18 protein-coding genes are annotated in these 16,868 nt (G+C 53.9%); 14 read left to right on the top strand and 4 right to left on the bottom strand.

Annotated elements, in window-relative coordinates:
- Window positions 1–13: 13 nt before the first annotated feature.
- The 6 genes from ACIQW9_RS07905 (at window position 14) to ACIQW9_RS07880 (ending at window position 5,597) form a co-directional block, all read left to right on the top strand.
- Window positions 14–388 carry a ribonuclease domain-containing protein gene (locus tag ACIQW9_RS07905; RefSeq protein ID WP_402335091.1) on the top strand — a complete coding sequence of 125 codons (375 nt, stop codon included), beginning with the start codon at window positions 14–16 and terminating at the stop codon, window positions 386–388.
- A gap of 48 nt (window positions 389–436) precedes the next feature.
- Window positions 437–835: a barstar family protein gene (locus ACIQW9_RS07900; RefSeq protein ID WP_402335088.1), complete on the top strand. Its 399-nt coding sequence runs from the start codon at window positions 437–439 to the stop codon at window positions 833–835.
- A gap of 166 nt (window positions 836–1,001) precedes the next feature.
- Window positions 1,002–1,631, top strand: a complete 630-nt coding sequence (gene purN, locus ACIQW9_RS07895; RefSeq protein ID WP_402335085.1) for a phosphoribosylglycinamide formyltransferase — start codon at window positions 1,002–1,004, stop codon at window positions 1,629–1,631.
- A 42-nt stretch (window positions 1,632–1,673) separates the two neighbouring features.
- On the top strand, window positions 1,674–2,930 hold the full coding sequence (locus ACIQW9_RS07890) for an RsmB/NOP family class I SAM-dependent RNA methyltransferase (RefSeq protein WP_402335082.1): 1,257 nt from the start codon (window positions 1,674–1,676) through the stop codon (window positions 2,928–2,930).
- Window positions 2,931–2,938: 8 nt separating this feature from the next.
- Window positions 2,939–4,297, top strand: a complete 1,359-nt coding sequence (locus ACIQW9_RS07885) for a mechanosensitive ion channel family protein (RefSeq protein WP_402335079.1) — start codon at window positions 2,939–2,941, stop codon at window positions 4,295–4,297.
- Between the two features lie 106 nt (window positions 4,298–4,403).
- A complete protein-coding gene (locus ACIQW9_RS07880; protein WP_402335076.1) occupies window positions 4,404–5,597 on the top strand; it encodes a fatty acid desaturase in 1,194 nt (397 codons plus the stop codon).
- A gap of 111 nt (window positions 5,598–5,708) precedes the next feature.
- Here ACIQW9_RS07880 and ACIQW9_RS07875 read toward each other — a convergent pair whose 3' ends face one another.
- From ACIQW9_RS07875 to radC, 4 genes are all read right to left on the bottom strand, one after another.
- Window positions 5,709–6,353: an FMN-binding negative transcriptional regulator gene (locus ACIQW9_RS07875; protein WP_402335073.1), complete on the bottom strand. Its 645-nt coding sequence runs from the start codon at window positions 6,351–6,353 to the stop codon at window positions 5,709–5,711.
- Between the two features lie 221 nt (window positions 6,354–6,574).
- Window positions 6,575–6,742 carry a 50S ribosomal protein L33 gene (gene rpmG / locus ACIQW9_RS07870; RefSeq protein WP_011871858.1) on the bottom strand — a complete coding sequence of 56 codons (168 nt, stop codon included), beginning with the start codon at window positions 6,740–6,742 and terminating at the stop codon, window positions 6,575–6,577.
- 25 nt (window positions 6,743–6,767) lie between these two features.
- On the bottom strand, window positions 6,768–7,004 hold the full coding sequence (gene rpmB / locus ACIQW9_RS07865; protein WP_402335070.1) for a 50S ribosomal protein L28: 237 nt from the start codon (window positions 7,002–7,004) through the stop codon (window positions 6,768–6,770).
- Between the two features lie 209 nt (window positions 7,005–7,213).
- Window positions 7,214–7,888, bottom strand: coding sequence for a DNA repair protein RadC (gene radC / locus ACIQW9_RS07860; protein ID WP_402335067.1), 675 nt, complete (start codon window positions 7,886–7,888; stop codon window positions 7,214–7,216).
- A gap of 114 nt (window positions 7,889–8,002) precedes the next feature.
- Between radC and ACIQW9_RS07855 the strand changes: the two genes are divergently transcribed.
- The 8 genes from ACIQW9_RS07855 to ACIQW9_RS07820 all read left to right on the top strand — a co-directional run bounded on the left by ACIQW9_RS07855 (window position 8,003) and on the right by ACIQW9_RS07820 (window position 16,809).
- A complete protein-coding gene (locus ACIQW9_RS07855; protein ID WP_402335064.1) occupies window positions 8,003–8,458 on the top strand; it encodes a peptidylprolyl isomerase in 456 nt (151 codons plus the stop codon).
- 63 nt (window positions 8,459–8,521) lie between these two features.
- A complete protein-coding gene (ispH, locus tag ACIQW9_RS07850; protein WP_402335062.1) occupies window positions 8,522–9,466 on the top strand; it encodes a 4-hydroxy-3-methylbut-2-enyl diphosphate reductase in 945 nt (314 codons plus the stop codon).
- A 280-nt stretch (window positions 9,467–9,746) separates the two neighbouring features.
- On the top strand, window positions 9,747–10,676 hold the full coding sequence (locus ACIQW9_RS07845; RefSeq protein WP_402335059.1) for a branched-chain amino acid ABC transporter permease: 930 nt from the start codon (window positions 9,747–9,749) through the stop codon (window positions 10,674–10,676).
- Between the two features lie 8 nt (window positions 10,677–10,684).
- Window positions 10,685–11,899 (top strand): ABC transporter ATP-binding protein, encoded by a 1,215-nt coding sequence (locus ACIQW9_RS07840; protein WP_402335056.1) that lies wholly within the window; start codon window positions 10,685–10,687, stop codon window positions 11,897–11,899.
- 9 nt (window positions 11,900–11,908) lie between these two features.
- On the top strand, window positions 11,909–12,691 hold the full coding sequence (locus tag ACIQW9_RS07835) for an ABC transporter ATP-binding protein (RefSeq protein WP_402335053.1): 783 nt from the start codon (window positions 11,909–11,911) through the stop codon (window positions 12,689–12,691).
- Window positions 12,691–13,416 (top strand): ABC transporter ATP-binding protein, encoded by a 726-nt coding sequence (locus tag ACIQW9_RS07830; RefSeq protein ID WP_402335051.1) that lies wholly within the window; start codon window positions 12,691–12,693, stop codon window positions 13,414–13,416. Before ACIQW9_RS07835 ends, ACIQW9_RS07830 begins: the two co-directional genes overlap by 1 nt.
- A gap of 367 nt (window positions 13,417–13,783) precedes the next feature.
- On the top strand, window positions 13,784–15,097 hold the full coding sequence (gene oxlT / locus ACIQW9_RS07825) for an oxalate/formate MFS antiporter (RefSeq protein ID WP_402335048.1): 1,314 nt from the start codon (window positions 13,784–13,786) through the stop codon (window positions 15,095–15,097).
- Between the two features lie 116 nt (window positions 15,098–15,213).
- Window positions 15,214–16,809, top strand: a complete 1,596-nt coding sequence (locus ACIQW9_RS07820; RefSeq protein WP_402335045.1) for a gamma-glutamyltransferase family protein — start codon at window positions 15,214–15,216, stop codon at window positions 16,807–16,809.
- Window positions 16,810–16,868 lie beyond the last annotated feature (59 nt).

The raw sequence follows: 16,868 nt of genomic DNA, 5'->3' as shown, positions 1-16,868 counted from the left end.
TTAAGGAATTTCGGTGAAAGTTAAATTAATCACACGTTTTTTCCTGTTTTTCGCTACATTATTACTTTCCTACAACGCTTTTGCCTTTGATTCTGGTGCACTGGGAATCGTGCAAGCGACGGATTTGCCGCCAGAGGCGCGACAAACTATTGCGTTGATTCGGCAGGGCGGCCCTTTCCCGTATGAGAAAGACGGCTCCGTGTTCGGCAACTATGAAAAGATTTTGCCGCAACAAAGGCGTGGGTATTATCGTGAATACACCGTGAAAACACCGCGTACCCGCAACCGGGGCGCAAGGCGGATGATTACTGGCGGTGAAAAAAACAGGCCGCACGAATATTATTACACCGCTGATCACTATAGAAGTTTCAAGCGGGTCGTAGAGTGAAGTGTTCGTTCGGATGTTAATAATAAAATTGCTGGATATGAGGGATAAATGAGTTTGTTTAAAACCGTGCCGTCAAATGTAGTGCAATCGATCCGGGCTTTCCGCGTGGCCGATCTGCAGGCTGAGGCCGCACAGCTCGAGCAGCATTTCCTGTACGCGCATTGTGCGCATGCGACCACGAAACAACAGGTGCTCGCGATCATTGCTGAAGCCTTCCATTTTCCACGTCATTTTGGCAAGAATTTCGATGCACTGTCGGATTGCCTGACCAGTCTGGCGCACAAGGCGGGGCCGCAACCGGGATTCCTGGTGGTGCTGGAACAGTTGCCGAATACACCAAAATTCGACAAGGAAGCGCGCGAAACCCTGTTGGATGTATTTCGTGATGCGGCTGATTTCTGGGCCGATAAAAAAATCGCATTTCGAGTGTTTTACTCCTTCCAGTAATTTTCCCTTGATCCCGCCACTTCGTGGTGGCGGCTGATCTGTTGTCCGCTTCCTTGCTTTTCCCTCCTTGTTTCGCTATCTGAGCCATCCCTTCCGGACATTTTTATCCGTATTTGTCGCGCTCGCTTGAAATCAGGTAAGGCCGCGGTACGGTACAATGCGCGCCATGAGAAGAATCGTTATTCTGATTTCCGGACGCGGCAGCAATATGGAAGCCATTATCCGGGCTGCGCAAGATGAAAAATGGCCGGCGAAGATAGTCGCGGTGGTCAGCAATCGGGCCGATGCGAGTGGTTTGCAGTACGCTGCCGAGCATGGCATTCCAGCCATTGTGGTGCCGCACAAGGACTATGCGACGCGCGAAGCATTCGATGCGGCGCTGCAAAGCCGCATCGATGAATTTGCGCCGGATCTGCTGGTGTTGGCCGGATTCATGCGTGTGCTCACCAGCCGTTTTGTTACGCATTATGCAGGCCGGATGCTGAATATACATCCATCGCTGCTGCCAAGTTTTGTCGGTTTGGCAACGCATCGCCAAGCTTTGGCGGCGGGCGTCACCATTCACGGTGCAACCGTACATTTCGTCACTGCCGACCTGGATCATGGTCCTATCGTGGCGCAGGCGACGGTGCCGGTACTGCCCGACGATACCGAAACAACATTGGCTGCGCGTGTGCTGGAGCAGGAGCACATCATTTATCCGCGTGTCATACGTGCTTTTGTCGAAGGACGCGTATCGCTGACTGATGGCATTGCGCACATGGTTCCGGACAATAACGAGCCATCGTCTCACTAATATAAACAGCAGTACCAGCAAGACATTTTATGAAGGAATTACATGAGGTTGCCTCCCGCGATCATTAACAATACGGAAGAAGTGCTGCGCGAAATATTGCGTTTTACCGGCCCGGCTGACAGCACGCTTTCGCGCTATTTCCGCGATCATCCAAGACTGGGTTCGCGTGAACGCGGCGTGGTTGCCGAAGCAGTATACGGTTTGCTGCGCAACAAGGCGGTGTATACGAGCTTTGCCGAATCCGGCAACGGTCCGACCATGCGCCGCATGACGCTGCTAGGATTGGCCGATGCCGTCGGCGTGGACGCGCTGGGTGGTTTGTCGGAAGAAGAAACCGAATGGTTGAAGCACGTGATGCAGATCGATCGCACCTTGCTGCCATCCCTGTTGCGGGCGAATCTGCCGGAATGGCTGTTCGACAAACTGGTGGCGCGCGACGGCGAAGCGGCAACGCTGGAATTGGCATATGCGATGAACCAGCCGGCACCGCTGGATTTGCGCGTCAACGCGATCAAGGCGACACGTGAAGATGTGGTGGCGGAATTGGCGCAGGCGCCGATACTGTGCGAGTTGACGCCGTTTGCGCCGCTAGGCATACGCGTCATCAAAAAACCGGCCTTGCAAAATCTGCCCTTGTTCAAGAGCGGTGCGATTGAAGTGCAGGATGAGGGTAGTCAGTTGCTGTCGCAAATCGTTGGCGCCAAACGCGGTGAAATGGTGGTCGATTTTTGTGCCGGCGCCGGCGGCAAGACGCTGGCGCTGGGTGCAACGATGCGCAATACCGGCCGTTTGTACGCATTCGATATCTCCGAAAAACGCCTGGCCAAGCTGAAACCGCGCCTGGCGCGCAGCGGTTTGTCGAATGTGCACCCGGTGCAGATCGCGCATGAAAACGATTCCAAGGTCAAACGTCTGGCTGGCAAGATCGATCGCGTGCTGGTTGATGCACCATGTAGCGGACTCGGCACCTTGCGTCGCAATCCCGATGTGAAATGGCGTCAGACACCGCAATCGCTGGTGGAGTTGAATGCAAAGCAGGCTTCGATTCTGGCTGGTGCGGCGCGTCTGGTAAAAGCCGGCGGTCGTCTGGTGTATGCAACCTGCAGTATTCTGGATGAAGAAAACGAAGCGATTGTCGAGCAGTTCCTTGCCTCGCGCGAAGACTTTGCACTCGTACCCATGAGTGAAGTATTGGCTGAACAAAAAATAGATCTGACGATGGATAAGTATCTGAAGCTGTCGCCTGCCGAGCATCAGACGGATGGGTTTTTCGCGGCGGTACTGCAACGTAAAACCTGAACGGACAAATGAACCAGAACCCGCTCACCACACTCTGGGTCGATTTCCAGACGGATCTCGGCATCCCCGATTTGCGCTGGCAAATTCTTGCCGTGGTGCTGTGCTTTGCGCTGGGATGGCTGTTGACGCGTGTGGTGGGCGGCGTTCTTGCCGCGCGCGATGCGCAGAAAAATATTGCAGCCAAGCCGGATGCGGAACAGTTTGCGCGGGTGTTGTGGCCCTTGCTGACGCTGGTGCTGTTAGGCGTTGCCAATCTGGTATTGGCGCACTGGCTCAGTGTCGATTTGATGCGGGTGGTCTTGCCATTGTTGGCATCGTTTGTGCTGGTGCGCCTGGCACTTTATATCTTGCGACGCGTGTTTGCGCGCGACGGCAACGATGGCAGTTTCATCCTCTTGTTCGGGCGCGCTTTCGCAGGTCTGGTGTGGACGATCGTCGCTTTGCACATCACAGGCTTGTTGCCGGATATTGCCGAGTTTCTGGACAGTACGCTGATTCCGTTAGGGCGCAACAAAGTGTCGCTCCTGACGATGTTGCAAGCCATATTGTCGGTCGGCGTCACCCTGCTGCTTGCGTTATGGATATCGGCGCTGCTGGAAGAGCGCTTGATGAAGTTCGGCTCCATGCATTCCTCCATGCGCGCAGTATTGTCGCGCATGAGCCGGGCTATCCTGGTTCTGATCGCTTTGCTGGTCAGCTTGTCTATGGTGGGAATCGATCTGACCGTGCTGTCGGTATTTGGCGGTGCGTTGGGCGTCGGGCTGGGTTTGGGTTTGCAAAAACTCGCCAGCAGTTACGTTTCCGGATTCGTGATTTTGCTGGAACGCAGTCTGTCGATTGGCGATACGGTCACGGTGGATAGATTTACCGGTCAGGTAATACAGATCAATACCCGCTATACAGTGTTGCGTGGCGGCGATGGCACGGATACGGTCATGCCGAATGAAATGCTGGTTTCCAACGTGGTGCAAAACGTTTCACTCACGGACCGCTTGTTGCTACTGACGACCAAGGTCACGGTGGATTACCGCACGGATATCGATCTTGCCTTGCGCCTGCTGGAAGAGGCAGCCCTGAATATCGCGCGCGTGCGCAAAGGGCCGGATCGCACGCCCAAGGCAAACATGACTGCATTCGGTGCCGATGGCATCGATCTGCAACTCGGTTTCTGGATTGCCGATCCGGAGAATGGTCGGGTTGGGGTGTTATCCGATGTCAATCGGGCAATCTGGCGTTCATTTCAGGTGCACGATATCAATGTGCCATTCCCGCAGCGCGAAATAAGATTGATTGATGAACAATATCGTGCGGTAAAAGAGCATTTAAATGCAGATGCCCGCCGTTCCACTCCCGATTCTGCACCCTAAAAAGGGTACAATTCTCCTCGAAATTTTTATTAGTCTCGTTTTTAGACGGACTGACACCATATAGGCGATACCTTTTGTTCATGGCATTCACAATGGAGCCACAATAATGTTAGATGTAGTACTGGATTTTCTGTCCAACGGCCTGACCGGCGCGAGCGGCTGGACAGTGTTTTTCTATGCACTTGCCGTGACGCATATCACGATTGCGGGTGTAACGATTTATCTGCATCGTTGCGCGACGCACCGTGGGCTGGATCTGCATCCGATTCCAAGTCATTTTTTCCGTTTCTGGTTGTGGCTGACCTCCGGCATGGTTACCAAGGAGTGGGTCGCGATTCATCGCAAACACCACGCCAAATGCGAAACGGAAGACGATCCGCACAGCCCAGTCACACGCGGTATCAAGAAAGTGTTTTTTGAAGGTGCCGAGTTGTATCGTGCCGAAGCAAAAAACATGGAAACGATGGAAAAGTACGGTTACGGTACGCCGGACGACTGGCTCGAACGTCATGTTTATACCGGCCGTAGCGCGACCGGTATCGTGTTGATGCTGATTATTAACGTCATGCTGTTCGGCGTGATCGGCGTATCGGTGTGGGCATTGCAAATGGCCTGGATTCCAATTACTGCGGCCGGCATCATCAACGGCATCGGTCACTACTGGGGTTATCGCAATTACGAATGCAGCGATGCAGCGACCAACATTTTCCCGATCGGCATTTTGATTGGTGGCGAAGAGCTGCATAACAATCATCACACCTTCGGCACTTCGGCCAAGCTGTCGGCGAAATGGTATGAGTTCGATATCGGCTGGATGTATATCCGTATGCTGGAAACAGTTGGTCTGGCCAAGGTGAAGAAGGTTGCGCCTGAACCAAAATTCGAACACGGCAAAATGCACCTGGATTTCAACACGCTGCAATCCGTTATCTCGAATCGTTACGATGTGACGGCAAAGTATGCGAAATCGCTGAAGCTGGCATGGCATGACGAAATCGAGCATCTGAAGGAAAAGGCAAATCTGGAATCGGGTTTCCTGAAATCCACCAAAAAACTCCTGCATCGCGAACCGGCCAAACTGGAAGCGCCGCACAAGGAGCAGTTGACGCAATTGTTCGCACACAGCAAGGCGCTCAAGACCATGCACGAAATGCGCGTGGAACTGGGTGCAATCTGGGAACGTTCGCACGCCAGCCGTGACCAGCTGCTGCATCAATTGCAGGATTGGTGTGTGCGCGCCGAAGCGTCGGGCATTACCGCACTGCGCGATTTTTCCTTGCGTCTGCGCAGTTACGCATAAAGAGGTCAGTCAGTACACGCATGCAAAAAAGCCCGGTTATCCGGGCTTTTTTTATGATGTATGCAAGCGCTATTGCATATGACTACCTTGCTTCTCGTTGTGCATCAGAATTCATCTGCCGCTCTGTTGCTGCTGCATGATTGCGGCAATGGTGCGCTCATCCTTGTCGGCACTCTGCATCAGTCCGCCAATCACGCCCAGTTGATCGGCGTGATTTCTGTTTTGACTCATCTTCCACTTTCCTTCAATCCGCGTGATCTGCAATTCCAGGCCGACGATGTGCTTGAGGCGTTCGTCGATATAGGAGGGCGGAGCATCGCTCATTTTCCATGGCGTCTCCTGCTGCATTTCAAATTTTTTGGTAAGTCGGCCAACCATGCCGCGCAGCCAGCGCGCATCGTCATGGACGATGATGCGACCATAGACATGGACTACTGCGTAGTTATAAGTGGGCACGACTTCGTGTGTCGTTTTCTTGGTTTCATACAGGCTGGGCGAGATGTATGCACTCGGTCCCTGGAAGATCACCAGACTGTCGGCGTCTGATAAATTTGCCTGCTGCCAGACGGTGTTGGCACGCGCGACGTGGCAATACAGGCTGCCGTGCGCACCTTGCTCAGTATCCAGTTCAAACGGCAGATGGTTGGCTTCGATGCCGGCGTGCGTATTGGCAATCAGGATGCCCAACGGGGATAGCGTGATGAGCTCATATAGCCTGGTGTGATCGGTCTGTGCAAAATGTTGGGGTAGGTACATCGTATCTCCATGCCGTTGCTTCAACTGAAATCATATCGGTAAAGGAGAGTTCCAGGATGATTGCCTGTCTCAAATTTTGAGTTAATACTGAAGACTGGCAAGAGCGCACTATGGATATGCAATTCAAGCCGCTGTTGCGGCGCCTGTTTGTGGACACGACTCGCAGGTATAAAAAAAGCCGCTCATGAAAGAGCGGCTTTTTCTTGAAACCTGAAGATCGATTACTTGATCTTGGTTTCTTTGTATTCAACGTGCTTGCGGACTTTCGGATCGAACTTGATGATCGACATTTTTTCCGGAGTCGTACGCTTGTTTTTGGTAGTCGTGTAGAAGTGACCCGTACCGGCGGTCGATTCCAACTTGATTTTGTCGCGGCCAGATTTCGCCATGATGGTTCCTTAAATATTCTGCTAGTTAGACTTTTTCGCCACGAGCACGCATATCGACTAATACGGCATCGATGCCGATCTTGTCGATTACACGCAGACCGGCGTTGGACAGGCGCAGGGAAACCCAGCGATTTTCCGACTCAACGAAAATGCGGCGATTTTGCAAGTTAGGCAAAAAACGACGTTTCGTTTTGTTGTTTGCATGGGAAACGTGGTTGCCAACCATCGGCCCTTTCCCAGTGACTTGGCAGACACGTGCCATAGATGTGCTCCTAAAAGAATTTCCGAAATTGGAAAAAAAGTGAGTATATCCAAAAAATCCAGATTATTCAACGACTTGCGTAAATTAATTGTGTCTTACTAGTTTAATTTATTTAACAATTTGAGGGCTGTAGCGTAACAATGCTTGCCCTTGGAGCCGGCGCTACTTGCGGCAGGCGGTGGCTTGGGCAGCAATGTGTATGCAGGGGCTTACAGTTGGCCGTGTTCGGCAAATGAATATACCTGTTTGCCTGCCACCACAAAATGATCGAGTACGCGCACGTCTATCAGCGTCAGTGCCTGTTTCAGCGCCTGGGTCAGGGTGTGATCGGCCGCGCTCGGCTCGGGTGTGCCGGATGGGTGATTGTGGGCCAGGATCACGCTGGCGGCATTGTGTGCCAGTGCAGCCTTGACGATCTCTCTTGGATATACGCTGGTATGTGTCAAGGTGCCGCGAAACATTTCATCGCACACGATCAGACGGTTCTTTACATCCAGGAAAAGAACGGCAAATGATTCATATGCGCGGCCGCTCAACAGCAGTTGTAGATATTGCTTCACGGCTTGCGGAGAATTCAGTGCGACGCCGGCTTGCAGTTCTTCGCAGAGCGAACGTCTGGCCAGTTCGAGCACCGCCTGCAGTTGCGCGTATTTTGCCGGTCCCAAACCATTTATTTTTGAAAAATCGTTCAGCGTCGCGGAAAACAGCCCGTTCAGTGAACCGAAGTGCGTCACCATATCGCGGCCCAGATCGACCGCGCTTTTGCCGGTTACGCCAACACGCAGGAACACGGCCAGCAATTCGGCATCCGACAGGATCGCAGCGCCATGCCGGATCAGGCGTTCACGGGGGCGCTGCTCTTCCGGCCAGTCTGTAATCGCCATAATTTGTCAGGGCAATGCTGCGTTGATGAAAGGTGTTTATCTGTTTTGATGATAGACAGGCTGGAAGGCGCAACGTGGCTTAAAATAGCGACTATCGTGCAATCCGGAATTTTAATGTCAAATTTACCACATTCTATTGTTGCCGAAACGGCCTATCTGACCCTGCATTACCGTCTGGCTTCAGTGGACGGCAACGATATCGTCAGCACGTTTGCGGATAATCCGGCCACCCTGCAATTGGGGAATGGTCAACTGGCGCCCTTTCTGGAGGCATGCCTGATCGGCTTGGCGGAGGGCGCGCGTCAGACGTTTGAGTTGCCACCAGAACGCGCCTTCGGTTCGCGCAATCCTGAATTGGTACGTCCGGTTTCGCGTAAGACACTGGATGAAAATTCCGGCGCGGGCGAGCAATATGCGATCGGCGATATGGTGGAATTCGCGGCGCCGGGTGGCGGCAAGTTTGCCGGCGTGTTGCGCGAGATAGATAGCGATACTGCAGTGTTTGATTTCAATCATCCGCTGGCGGGACAGGCATTGACGTTTGAAGTCGAAATTATCGGCATACTGTAATCGCACAATGAATCATGCTCTGGTCTGTGCACGCACAGTGTGCGCAGGCATTTAAGGATAAAGATGGATAAGGAAATTTTACTGGCTCAGCCGCGCGGTTTTTGCGCCGGTGTGGATAGGGCGATCGAAATCGTCGAGCGCGCACTGATCGAATTCGGCGCGCCGATTTATGTGCGCCACGAGATTGTGCATAACGCGTATGTCGTTTCCGATTTGCGCAACAAGGGTGCGATTTTTATTGAAGAGCTGGAAGATGTACCGGCCGGTAATACCGTTGTTTTTTCTGCGCATGGCGTATCGAAAGCGGTGCAGGCGGAAGCAAACGAACGCGGCTTGCGCGTATTCGATGCGACTTGCCCGCTGGTGACCAAAGTGCATATGGAAGTCGAAAAAATGCGTCGCGACGGCCGCGAGATTGTCATGATAGGGCACGACGGGCATCCGGAAGTCGAAGGGACGATGGGACAGACCGAAGACGGCATGCATCTGGTTGAAACAGTGGAAGATGTGAAAAAGCTTCAGGTCAAGAATCCGGAACTGGTGTCGTACGTGACGCAGACTACCTTGTCGATAGACGATACGGCCGATGTGATTGCCGCACTGAAAGCAAAATACCCGCATATCTCGGAACCGAAAAAAGCCGACATCTGCTATGCCACCACCAACCGGCAGGAAGCAGTCAAATTCATGGCGCCGCAAGTCGATGTCGTGATCGTGGTCGGTAGCCCGAACAGTTCCAATTCCAACCGCCTGCGTGAAGTGGCGCGGAAAAAGAATGTGCCGGCTTACATGGTCGACAATGCCTCGGAGATCAATCCGGCATGGTTGCAGGACAAGCAGCGTATCGGCGTGACAGCCGGTGCTTCCGCACCGGAAGTGCTGGTGCAGGCGGTGATCGATAGGCTGAAAGAATATGGTGCGAAAAGCGTGCGTACGCTGGAAGGCGTGGAAGAGCATGTCGCCTTTCCGCTGCCTAAGGGGCTGACACGCAAAACCGCAGATGCCTGATTGGCGTCGTCGGCGCACTCCGTCTTGCGCGCGAGACTTGTACTGTTGGGCTGCATCCGGGCTTCGGTATAATCCGGCCAGCGTTCTGCATGCATGCGATTGCTGTCCTTGCCATTCATCTTGCCAAGGATGAGATGCGGCACCCCTGAGTCGGGTGCCGTTTTTGTAAGTGGAACGATTATTGCGATGATGTTTTGTGCATGATCGCAACATGACGTGAGTGTCGACACAACTTGCCGGCAGATACTTGATAGAGATTGCTTCAGGAGACAAGCACCCCATGGATATTTTTATCCAGCAAATCATCAACGGCCTGGTTCTCGGCAGCATGTATGCATTGGTCGCCCTCGGTTATACGATGGTGTACGGCGTACTCAATCTGATCAATTTTGCACACGGCGATGTCTTGATGATAGGCGCGATGGCTGGCCTGACCATCCTCAAGATGCTCAATACGGTAGCGCCCGATTTGCCCGGTGTCGTCAAACTGATCATCGCGATACTCGGCGCGATACCGGTATGCGTGGCGGTCAACGTCCTGATAGAGCGGGTTGCCTATCGCCGCCTGCGTAATGCGCCGCGTCTGGCACCCCTGATTACGGCTATCGGCGTTTCCATTTTGCTGCAAACCTTTGCCATGATGATCTGGGGCCGCAGTCCGCTGCCATTCCCGCAAGTGATGCCGGGCGAGCCGCTGCACATTCTGGGCGCGCTGATTTCGCCGACGCAGGTGATGTTGCTGATCCTGGCTGCAGTTTCGATGTTGTTGCTGGCTTTGCTGATTGAAAAAACCAAGCTGGGTCGCGCGATGCGCGCCACGGCGGAAAATCCGCGTGTGGCCGGATTGATGGGCGTGGATTCCAATCGCGTGATCGTGATGACCTTTGTCATAGGCGCTACGCTGGCAGCGATAGCCGGCGTGATGTGGGCGGCCAACTATTCATCCGCACAATTTGCGATGGGCTTCGTGCCTGGTCTGAAGGCGTTCTCGGCCGCCGTTCTGGGCGGCATCGGCAATATTTACGGCGCCATGCTGGGCGGCATCCTGCTGGGCCTGATTGAAAGTCTGGGGGCTGGCTATATCGGCGATCTGACTGGCGGTTTCCTCGGCAGTCACTACCAGGACATCTTTGCCTTCGTTGTGCTGATCATCGTGCTGACCTTGCGTCCGTCCGGCATCATGGGCGAGCGCGTGCCGGATCGGGCGTAAGGAACATCATGTCCAATTATTTCGACGTCAAAAACAATCCGCGCAAAGCTTATTCCGGCATGCTCGCGATCCTGGCGCTGGCGCTGATCTTCCCCTTCATTGCGCAACATTTCGGCAATTCGTGGGTGCGCATCATGGACGTCGCGCTGCTTTACATCATGCTGGCGCTCGGCTTGAATATCGTGGTTGGTTTTGCCGGTTTGCTCGATCTCGGCTACATCGCGTTTTATGCAATCGGCGCCTATCTGACTGCGCTGCTGGCGTCGCCGCAATTCGCCGTGGTGCTGGAGTCCTTCGTCAATCAGTATCCGGCCATCGGCAATACATTGCTGTGGGTATTCGGTCCCGAGATTGCACAGAACGGCATTCATTTATCGCTGTGGGTGATCGTGCCGCTCGCGGTACTGGTGGCCGGATTTTTCGGTGCGCTGCTTGGTGCGCCTACGCTCAAGCTGCGTGGCGATTATCTGGCGATAGTCACGCTGGGTTTCGGTGAAATTATTCGCATCTTCATGAACAACCTGAACGGCCCGGTGAATATCACCAACGGACCGCAAGGAATCAACATGATCGATCCGATCCGTATCTTCGGCGTATCGCTGAACGGCGAAGAAGGATCGGCCTCCACGGTCATGCTCGGCAATTACGCGATGCCGTCGGTGAATGCCTACTATTTTCTGTTTCTGATCTTGTGCATCGCCATTATTTTCATCTCGGTGCGTTTGCAGAATTCGCGTCTGGGGCGTGCTTTTGTCGCGATACGCGAAGATGAAATTGCGGCCAAGGCGATGGGTATCAATACGCGCAACGTCAAATTACTGGCATTTGCCATGGGTGCATCTTTCGGCGGTGTCGCCGGCGCGATGTTTGCATCGTTCCAGGGTTTCGTATCGCCGGAATCCTTCTCGTTGACCGAATCGATTGCGGTATTGGCGATGGTCGTGCTGGGCGGCATGGGGCATATTCCCGGCGTGGTATTGGGCGGCATGCTGCTGGCGGCATTGCCGGAGGTTTTGCGGCATGTGGTTGAGCCGCTGCAAAGAACGCTATTCGGCGAAGTCTTGATCGATGCGGAAATCCTGCGTCAACTGCTGTACGGGCTGGCGATGGTGCTGATCATGCTGATACGTCCTGCAGGTTTGTGGCCGGCGCCCAAGAATGAAGACCGACCGACTGCGGATACGGACACGGCGAGCAAGTCGACCGATGTCGTGGCCGTATAAGGGGATGTCATGACGCCTATCCTCAACCCGCAGATCATTCTCAACATCGCCAATGTCAGCAAGCGCTTCGGTGGCTTGCAGGCGTTGACGGATGTGAACGTCAAAATCATGCAAGGCCAGATCTATGGGCTGATCGGCCCCAACGGTGCCGGGAAAACCACTTTTTTCAATGTGATTACCGGCCTGTATCAAGCCGACAGCGGCAGCTTCGAGCTGGCCGGCAAAGCGTACTCACCATCCGCGCCGCATCTGGTGGCCAAGGCCGGCATTGCGCGTACCTTCCAGAATATCCGCCTGTTTGGCGAGATGACCGCGTTGGAAAACGTCATGGTCGGTCGTCATGTGCGCACGCACCAGGGCTTGTTCGGTGCGGTGTTTCATCACAAGGCGGCGCGGCAGGAAGAAGCTGCGATTCGTACACGTGCGATGGAACTGCTCGCCTTCGTTGGCATTGCACAGTTTGCCGAACGCACGGCGCGACACTTGTCGTATGGCGATCAACGCCGGCTGGAAATTGCCCGTGCGCTGGCGACCGATCCGCAATTGCTGGCGCTGGACGAACCGGCGGCAGGCATGAATGCAACTGAAAAACTCGGCCTGCGTGAATTGCTGGTCAAGATCAAGGCGGAAGGTAAAACCATTTTGTTGATCGAACACGACGTCAAGCTGGTCATGGGTTTGTGCGACCGCATCACGGTGCTGGATTACGGCAAACCGATTGCAGAGGGCGTTCCCGCCGATGTACAAAAAAATCCGGCGGTGATAGAAGCCTATCTGGGAGGTTCGCACTGATGGCCGCTACCGTGCTGAAGATTGCCGGACTAAAGGTCGCTTACGGCGGCATCCAGGCTGTCAAGGGTATCGATCTCGAAGTCAGGCAGGGCGAATTGATTACGCTGATCGGCGCCAACGGTGCCGGTAAAACCACGACCCTGAAAGCCATCACCGGCACCTTGCCCGAATGTCGCGTCGATGGCCATATCGAATATGCCGGCCAGACTATCAAAGGTTTGGGTTCCTTCCAGTTGGTAAAGAAAAAACTGGCGATGGTGCCGGAAGGTCGCGGCGTATTTACCCGCATGTCCATCCAGGAAAACCTGCTGATGGGTGCTTTCACGCGCAACGACAAGCAGGGCATCGCTGACGATATGGAAAAATGGTTTGCCGTCTTCCCGCGCCTGAAAGAGCGTGCTGCGCAAATGGCCGGTACGCTGTCCGGCGGCGAGCAGCAAATGCTGGCGATGGCACGTGCCTTGATGAGCCATCCGAAACTATTGCTGCTGGATGAGCCATCCATGGGTTTGTCACCCATCATGGTGGAAAAGATTTTTGAAGTGATACGCAGCGTCGCCGCGCAAGGCATCACGATTTTGCTGGTCGAGCAAAATGCCAGACTGGCCCTGCAGGCGGCTCATCGCGCTTATGTAATGGAATCCGGATTGATCACGATGCAGGGCGATGCGCAGCAGATGCTCAATGACCCCAGAGTCAGGGAAGCGTATCTGGGCGAAGCCTGATATCTGACAGTTTTTCCTTGCTAAAAAATCACGATATATCGGCAGTCCGTTCGCACTTTGCGGATTTCACGATCTTCTGTTTTGCCCATTTCTCCCGGTCACTGCTCATTCTCACAGAGTACTTCCCTCTAAAATTCGATGTGCGACGCCAGCTGGCGTCGCGTCGCTGCGCCTAGACAGCCAACGCCTGTCGCGCGTTCGCACTCTCAAATTAATGGGTAACAGGCTCTAAGCAAGTACGATTTTTTTAATCTCTTGACAAAGAATTTTAGGTCGCCTAACTTATGCATAAATCTGACATGTCAGTAATCAGCGCTGGCTAAGAATCAGATAAATAAATATTTAAAAAAAACACTAGGAGACACCTATGAATCAAATTAAAACGACGACTTCGTCTTCGGGGTCAACAAGGTGGTGGCAACTGTTCTTCGGGATTGTCGCCATGATGGCAATTTCCAGTCCGCAGTATGTCTGGGCATTATTTACTTCTGAGCTAACCAAAACCCTAGGCGCAACCTTGCCGCAGGTTCAGGTGACGTTTGCCATTCTGATTGTGGCGCAGACTTTTCTGTCGCCATTTCAGGGCTATCTGATCGATAAATTCGGTCCGCGCATGCTCCTGTCTTGCGGTGCTATTTTGACTGCGCTCAGCTGGATCCTGGCTTCCGGCGTTACCGGTATCTGGGGTTTGTATCTGACCTACGGTTTGCTGGGTGGGGTCGGTACCGGCATTATCTACGTTGGCGTTATCGGGCTGATGGTGCAATGGTTCCCGGATAGACGCGGCTTCGCAGTCGGTATGGTGGCGGCAGGTTACGGTTTTGGCGCCATCATGACCACGTTTGCCATTTCGATGAGCATCAAATCGTCCGGCGTCGCCAGCACGCTGGTCATGTTTGGTGTGATCATTGGCGTAGTCGGTCTGGCTGCAGCACAAGGCATGCGTCGACCACGTGCGGACGAGGTCGCCGAGCATGTCAAGAAAGTGAAACTGGAAAACACCACGCGCGAATCGTCCTATCACTATAAGCCGACCGAGATGCTGCAGAAACCGGTGTTCTGGTTGTTGTTTGTGATGATGACGATGATGTCGACTTCGGGTCTGATGGTCATTTCGCAGATGGGTGCTTTCGCCAAGGACTTTGGCGTGGCGGATGCATTGGTCTTCGGTATGGCAGCATTGCCGCTGGCATTGACGATTGACCGTATCTGTAACGGTTTGACGCGTCCATTCTTCGGTTGGGTATCGGATCGCATCGGTCGTGAAAATACCATGCTCATCGCTTTCGGCCTGGAAGGTGTGGCGATGACGCTGTGGATTATGACAACCGATAATCCTGTGTTGTTTGTCTTGCTGTCAGGCGTGGTGTTCTTCGGCTGGGGTGAAATTTTCTCGCTGTTCCCGTCGATTCTGACCGATACCTTCGGCACCAAGCATGCAACCACCAACTATGGTTTCCTGTACATGGCGCAAGGCGTAGGTTCGGTACTGGGCGGTCCGCTGGCAGCGTTGATGCATGACGCGACCGGTTCGTGGACACCGGTCTTTGTGACAGTGATCTGCATGGACTTCGCTACCGCACTTCTGGCTTATTTCGTGCTCAAGCCGATGCGCAAGAAATTCCTCGCAAAAAGCGAAGAACTTACAGTGGCAGCCGGTTTGGCTCCAGCGTTCAAGTAACGCTGGATAGTAGTACCGGATTTTCAGGGGATGGATAATGCATCCCCTGAATTTCTGTTTTGGGAATTGCATCTCTCTGTGCAATTCATGTTTTTATTGTTTAGTAAGGTCGAATTATGCTTAATACAACCCACGCTACTCGTGGTATGGCCGTTGCGCCGCATTCTTTGGCAGCGCAAGCTGCTCTGTCCGTTTTACGTAACGGAGGCAACGCGATTGAAGCGATGGTTGCTGCCGCATCGACTATTGCAGTGGTTTACCCTCATATGAACGGTATAGGCGGCGATGGATTCTGGGTTATCTCAGAACCTGGCAAGCCTGTGCAGGCAATCGAAGCATGTGGCGTTGTAGGCGCCGGTGTGTCGAGAGAGTTCTATAGCAGTCGTCAATTGACCAGCATTCCGATGCGCGGTCCGATTGCAGGCAACACGATGGCTGGCACGATTGGCGGCTGGCAGGAAGCCTTGAATATCAGCGCGACCTGGGGTGGCAAACTGCCATTGGCAAATCTGCTGCAAGACGCGATCTATTACGCAGAAGCAGGTATTCCTGTAACCGCATCGCAATACGCAAGCACAAGCGCCAAGTTCGATGAACTGGTCATGCAGCCCGGCTTTAGCGACACCTTCCTGGTGGATGGAAAACCACCGCAGGCTGGCAGCCTCTTCAAGCAGCCGCGCATGGGTAAGACCTTGCGGACTCTGGTCGCTGATGGTCTGGATAGCTTCTATCGCGGTGCATTGGCCAATGATATCGCTGCGGATCTGGCTGAGATCGGCAATCCGATCACGCTGGGCGACTTGCATGCCTATCATGCGCGTACCTGCGAACCGGTTCATCTGCAGCATAGTCTCGCCGACATTTACAATACGGCGCCGCCAACGCAGGGCGTGGTTTCGCTGATTATTCTGGCGATCCTGGACAAGCTGAATCTGGCGCAATATCAGCAGGACAGCCCGGAATATATCCATTTAACCGTTGAAGCGACCAAGCAGGCTTTTGCCATTCGCGATCAATATGTGGCCGATCCTGCCTACATGAAGGTGGATCCGCAATCTCTGTTGGCGGAAGAGTTCCTGGCACCGTATGTGGCGAAGATCCGCATCGACAAGGCACTGCCGTGGGGCAAAGGCAAAGGACCGGGCGATACCATCTGGATGGGTGTGATCGACGGCGAAGGACGCGCGGTTTCGTTCATTCAAAGTATCTATCACGAGTTCGGCAGTGGCGTCGTATTGTCGCGTACCGGCATCAACTGGCAAAACCGCGGTTGCTCGTTCTCGCTGGATCCAAACAATATCAATTCATTGGAGCCGGGCAAGAAACCGTTCCACACGCTCAATCCTGCATTGGCGCGCTTTAAAGACGGCCGCACGATGGTGTACGGCACGATGGGTGGCGACGGCCAGCCGCAAACGCAGGCAGCGGTATTTACCCGTTACGCGGTCTTCAACCAGGCGGTACAACAGGCGGTTACTGCGCCTCGCTGGTTGCTCGGCCGTACCTGGGGCCAAAGTTCGGAATCGCTGAAAGTGGAAAGCCGCTTTACCGACGGTCTTATCCGTCGCCTGCGCTCACTGGGACATGATGTCGACGTGCTGGGCGAATTCGATGAACTGGTTGGTCATGCTGGTGCGATCGTGCGCGATCCATCGGGCGTGTTCGCTGGCGGAGCCGATCCGCGCAGTAACGGTACGGTTGCAGGGTTTTAAGTAGGAATTGTTGGGGTAAGTCGCTCTTGAGCACGCTGTGGTGATGTCATACCGCAGCG

It is taken from the genome of Herminiimonas sp. NPDC097707 (genome assembly GCF_044761395.1).
GTDB lineage: Bacteria > Pseudomonadota > Gammaproteobacteria > Burkholderiales > Burkholderiaceae_D > Oxalicibacterium.
This window is presented reverse-complemented; position numbering and strand designations above follow the sequence as displayed.

Coding starts and splice junctions, on each gene's coding strand:
- ACIQW9_RS07900 (WP_402335088.1), top strand. CDS start 437: ATGAGTTTGTTTAAAACCGTGCCGTCAAATGTAGTGCAATCGATCCGG.
- purN (WP_402335085.1), top strand. CDS start 1,002: ATGAGAAGAATCGTTATTCTGATTTCCGGACGCGGCAGCAATATGGAA.
- ACIQW9_RS07890 (WP_402335082.1), top strand. CDS start 1,674: ATGAGGTTGCCTCCCGCGATCATTAACAATACGGAAGAAGTGCTGCGC.
- ACIQW9_RS07885 (WP_402335079.1), top strand. CDS start 2,939: ATGAACCAGAACCCGCTCACCACACTCTGGGTCGATTTCCAGACGGAT.
- ACIQW9_RS07880 (WP_402335076.1), top strand. CDS start 4,404: ATGTTAGATGTAGTACTGGATTTTCTGTCCAACGGCCTGACCGGCGCG.
- ACIQW9_RS07875 (WP_402335073.1), bottom strand. CDS start 6,353: ATGTACCTACCCCAACATTTTGCACAGACCGATCACACCAGGCTATAT.
- rpmG (WP_011871858.1), bottom strand. CDS start 6,742: ATGGCGAAATCTGGCCGCGACAAAATCAAGTTGGAATCGACCGCCGGT.
- rpmB (WP_402335070.1), bottom strand. CDS start 7,004: ATGGCACGTGTCTGCCAAGTCACTGGGAAAGGGCCGATGGTTGGCAAC.
- radC (WP_402335067.1), bottom strand. CDS start 7,888: ATGGCGATTACAGACTGGCCGGAAGAGCAGCGCCCCCGTGAACGCCTG.
- ACIQW9_RS07855 (WP_402335064.1), top strand. CDS start 8,003: ATGTCAAATTTACCACATTCTATTGTTGCCGAAACGGCCTATCTGACC.
- ispH (WP_402335062.1), top strand. CDS start 8,522: ATGGATAAGGAAATTTTACTGGCTCAGCCGCGCGGTTTTTGCGCCGGT.
- ACIQW9_RS07845 (WP_402335059.1), top strand. CDS start 9,747: ATGGATATTTTTATCCAGCAAATCATCAACGGCCTGGTTCTCGGCAGC.
- ACIQW9_RS07840 (WP_402335056.1), top strand. CDS start 10,685: ATGTCCAATTATTTCGACGTCAAAAACAATCCGCGCAAAGCTTATTCC.
- ACIQW9_RS07835 (WP_402335053.1), top strand. CDS start 11,909: ATGACGCCTATCCTCAACCCGCAGATCATTCTCAACATCGCCAATGTC.
- ACIQW9_RS07830 (WP_402335051.1), top strand. CDS start 12,691: ATGGCCGCTACCGTGCTGAAGATTGCCGGACTAAAGGTCGCTTACGGC.
- oxlT (WP_402335048.1), top strand. CDS start 13,784: ATGAATCAAATTAAAACGACGACTTCGTCTTCGGGGTCAACAAGGTGG.
- ACIQW9_RS07820 (WP_402335045.1), top strand. CDS start 15,214: ATGCTTAATACAACCCACGCTACTCGTGGTATGGCCGTTGCGCCGCAT.